This is a genomic window from Amycolatopsis sp. NPDC104587 (assembly GCF_055583645.1).
Genome location: NZ_JBVJNO010000034.1, coordinates 1 through 1,113 on the forward strand (window position 1 = coordinate 1; position 1,113 = coordinate 1,113).

1 protein-coding gene is annotated in these 1,113 nt (G+C 67.7%); it reads right to left on the reverse strand.

Going from position 1 to position 1,113, the window contains the following annotated elements:
- Positions 1–988, reverse strand: a 988-nt coding sequence (locus ACZ61C_RS47630; protein ID WP_465314624.1) for an IS481 family transposase, incomplete at its 3' end; no start/stop codon positions are given.
- Positions 989–1,113: the final 125 nt, after the last annotated feature.

Sequence of the window (1,113 nt, forward strand, 5' to 3'; positions counted from 1 at the left end):
TGTGATGTCCAGGGAGGTTGGTCAGCCGGGTGACCGGCGGCTTGCCGCCGGTTGAGCTGTGGGGTCGGTGTTGATTGTAGAAGTGCAGCCAGCCTGGTAGCGCCGCCCGTCGCAGTGTTTCCGACGGGTAGAACCGGGCGTAGGCCCAGCCTTCGGCCAGGGTGCGGTGGAATCGCTCGATTTTGCCGTTGGTTTGCGGCCGGTAGGGCCGGGTCCGTTTCGGAGTGATTCCCAGGTCGGTGCAGGTGTCGCGCCAGGCATGAGATCGGTAGGCGGAGCCGTTGTCGGACAAGACGCGTTCAACGGTCACGCCGCGGGCGGCGAACCAGGCGACAGCCCGGTGCAGGACTGCGGTCGCGGTGACCGCGGTTTCGTCGGCGTGGATTTCGGCGTAGGCGACGCGGGAGTGGTCGTCGATGACGGTGTGGACGAATGCGGTGCCGGTGCGTGGGTTGCGGTCGGCGCCGTGGGGAAGCCCGGGCGTGGCGCGTTTGTTGCGGGCTCCTTGTTGCCGGCCGAGGAACCGGTGTCCGCCGCCGTCGGGGATGTTGCCGAACTTGGTGACGTCGACGTGGATCAGCGACCCGGGATAGGTGTGTTCGTAGCGGCGCAGCGGTTCGCCGGTGACCCGGTCGATGCGGGCGAGCCGGTTGATTCGGCAGCGCACCAGGACCGCGTGCACGGTCGAGGCGGGCAGGCCGAGCAGGCCGCCGATTTGGACTGGGCCCAGCCGTTTGCGCCACCGCAGCCGCGCGATAGCCCGGGTTAGGTGTTCGGGGGTGCGGGTCGGGCTGTGGTGCGGACGTGAGCTGCGATCTGCCATCCCGGCTGCGCCCTCGGCGCGGTAGCGCTGCGCCCATTTTGCGGCGGTCCTGGGTGCAACCATGAACATTTTCGCTGCTTGGGCGTGGGTCCAGCCGTGTTCGACGATCAGGCGGGCGAGTCGGAGTCGGGTGCGAGGGGTGAGGGTGGCGTTAGGGTGGGACACGAAGGCCTCCGGTCGGTGATGTGGTTCCTAGACAGCTCCACTTCACAACCGGAGGCCTTCACCTGTCTGCACGACAGGCCGCCACCAGGTCACCTCAACTCGGGACAACGTCCCTGGACATCACA